We start from the raw sequence: 2,449 nt of genomic DNA, 5'->3' as shown, positions 1-2,449 counted from the left end.
ACCCGATTAAAGTTTCACTGTATCATTTAATGGTTTTTTAAGAAAAAAATCATATACTATTAAGTAGTATGGGACATTCATCTCCCTATCATTAGCTAAATTGATTTAGGTGGTAAAAATGGAACAGTTTGTTTTGGATTTATTTTCGAATTACGGAGATTTCGCGTTGTGGATTAGCATTATTATAAGTATTATGGTTAGCATTGCTGGAATATTGCCAAGTGTGTTTGTAACAGCAGCTAACATTACGTTTTTTGGTTTTGTAGATGGTGTATTGATTTCATTAGTTGGTGAAGCATTAGGGGCAATTATTAGCTTTTATATTTATCGAAAAGGTATTAATAAAATTCAGATTCGCAGTACAAACAAAGCAATCATAAGACTTCAGATGGCGAAGGGTTTTGAAGCATTTATGCTCATTTTCGCACTTCGGCTATTTCCATTTGCACCTTCAGGGCTTGTAACATTAGCTGGTGCAGGAAGTAGGATGAACATTATAAATTATTCAATTGCTAGTACGATTGGTAAAATACCTTCACTACTTATAGAAGCTTATGCAGTGATGCAGGTGTTGAAGTTACAATGGCAAATGCAGTTAGGGTTAGCGGTAATAGCTATTCTTGTTGTAATTCTGTTATACTTTAGGAAAAGAACAGTTGAAGATTAATGAAATGACAATGAGACGGCTCCATCTAACAGAAGGAATCCGTCTTTATTTTTAATCGTTATCAAATTGAGAATTTTCGGTTTCTTTATATTGAATTGAATTGTTTAGTTATAATGAAAGGGTGCGATGAGTCAGTGGAAAAAAATAAAGCATTGCGTGATTATTTCCAATCGAGGGCAGATCAATTAACAGAGGAATGGTATGAGACAGTTGAAGATCATGATCCAGACTCTGTTTATTCATCTACTAATCCAGCAGTCATTCAAAACTTAAAATCACAAAACAATGAATTTCATCTGTATGTGTGTAATAGCTTCGTTGAAGATGAAGAAGTATTCTTTGATGAGTTTAACGAATGGATTTTAAAGACAGCTACTGATAGCTATCATGTTTCAACGCCAATTCATTACATATTGCGTGAGTTTAGTAGGGTGAGACAGCAATATTTAGATTATCTTAGTCGTTTTGTAGAAGAGTATGAAAACAAGGTTAGTTGGGAGCAAAGTTCTACATGGAATCGAAAGATCAATCGAATATTTGATATTACGATTACTAAATTTGTTGAAGTAAATCATAAGACATCTACAGCGCTATTAGTAGCACAACAAGAGATGATTTATGAGCTAAGCTCTCCAGTAATTTCATTAAAAAACAGTACGGCGTTATTACCGTTAGTTGGAGATGTTGATACAGCTCGCGCGAAAATAATCTTAGAGAAGACATTAAAACAATGCTCGGAAAAAGGTATCACTCATTTATTCATCGATTTATCGGGAGTTGTTTTGATCGATACAATGGTAGCAAATGAGATTTTTCAACTAATAAAAGCTTTAAAATTAATTGGAGTTAGTTCTACTCTATCTGGCATTAGACCAGAGATTGCTGTTACAGCTATGCATTTGGGACTATCCTTTGACCAAATTAACGTGACAACAACACTTTCACAAGCTATTTTTGAAAGTGAGAAAGTGGAACTTAAGTAAAGGAACTTAGTAAAGCTTTTAAAGGAAATTTAATATTTTCTAAGGAGATTTTACATTGAGCCAGAGTTTACAATTGGTACATGAAAACGACAAAGAGATTTTGCTTAATCTATATTCACTATATCTCCATGACCTTTCAAAATATACTAACAGTATTGATTTGGGCCCAGATGGTGTTTTTCATTTTGATGGATCTGATTTATTCTGGGAAACAGAGGGCATTACCCCTTATTTCATAAAGTACGAGAACAGCATAGTTGGCTTTTTATTATTAATAGAACGACCGTTTTTGAAAAACGAAAGTGATTACGGAATTAATGATATTTTTATACTTAATAAATTTAGAGGTAAAGGTCTGGGCAAGAAAGTATTAGAAATATTATTTAAAGAGAAACACGGGGAATATTTTGTAATAGAGCTTGTCGAAAATGTCCCCGCCGTAAGCTTTTGGAAAAAAGTATATAGACAGTTCAATATTGAATTTGTTGAAAGAGAAGAATTGATTGATGATGAACCATGCTTAATTCAGACTTTTAGTATATAAATAGATTTGTAGCAGTTTAATGTTATAAAAAAGCGTTTCACTAAAGAGTGAACGCTTTTTTTTTGCGTACCTGTTACTTTAATAAGTGATCTTGTAGTTATGAAAATCACTAAACTTCGATTTAGGTATATCATTCAATTAGTTCTTTATACTATTCCTATTCTATTATACATTAATGACATTGATATCATGATTTGGATAGCTGTTTTTATTTATGTGTATTTTCATATTTTATTCTTTATAAGATATAAATTT

The 2,449-nt window shown here is 32.0% G+C and carries 3 protein-coding genes; all 3 read left to right on the top strand.

What is annotated here, in order from left to right:
- Positions 1–118 precede the first annotated feature (118 nt).
- The 3 genes from V7014_RS08930 (at position 119) to V7014_RS08920 (ending at position 2,194) form a co-directional block, all read left to right on the top strand.
- Positions 119–667 (top strand): TVP38/TMEM64 family protein, encoded by a 549-nt coding sequence (locus V7014_RS08930; RefSeq protein ID WP_335506270.1) that lies wholly within the window; start codon positions 119–121, stop codon positions 665–667.
- Between the two features lie 113 nt (positions 668–780).
- A complete protein-coding gene (locus tag V7014_RS08925; protein WP_438824895.1) occupies positions 781–1,650 on the top strand; it encodes an STAS domain-containing protein in 870 nt (289 codons plus the stop codon).
- A gap of 55 nt (positions 1,651–1,705) precedes the next feature.
- The gene (locus V7014_RS08920) at positions 1,706–2,194 is read left to right on the top strand and encodes a GNAT family N-acetyltransferase (protein ID WP_335506266.1); all 489 of its coding nucleotides are present in this window, start codon (positions 1,706–1,708) and stop codon (positions 2,192–2,194) included.
- Positions 2,195–2,449 lie beyond the last annotated feature (255 nt).

The organism is Bacillus sp. JJ722 (assembly GCF_036963345.1).
Classification (GTDB): Bacteria; Bacillota; Bacilli; order Bacillales; family DSM-1321; genus Bacillus_AD.
This window is presented reverse-complemented; position numbering and strand designations above follow the sequence as displayed.

Bases quoted from the DNA above. Each gene is read 5' to 3' on its own strand.
- V7014_RS08925 (WP_438824895.1), top strand. From the start codon at position 781: ATGAAAGGGTGCGATGAGTCAGTGGAAAAAAATAAAGCATTGCGTGAT.
- V7014_RS08930 (WP_335506270.1), top strand. From the start codon at position 119: ATGGAACAGTTTGTTTTGGATTTATTTTCGAATTACGGAGATTTCGCG.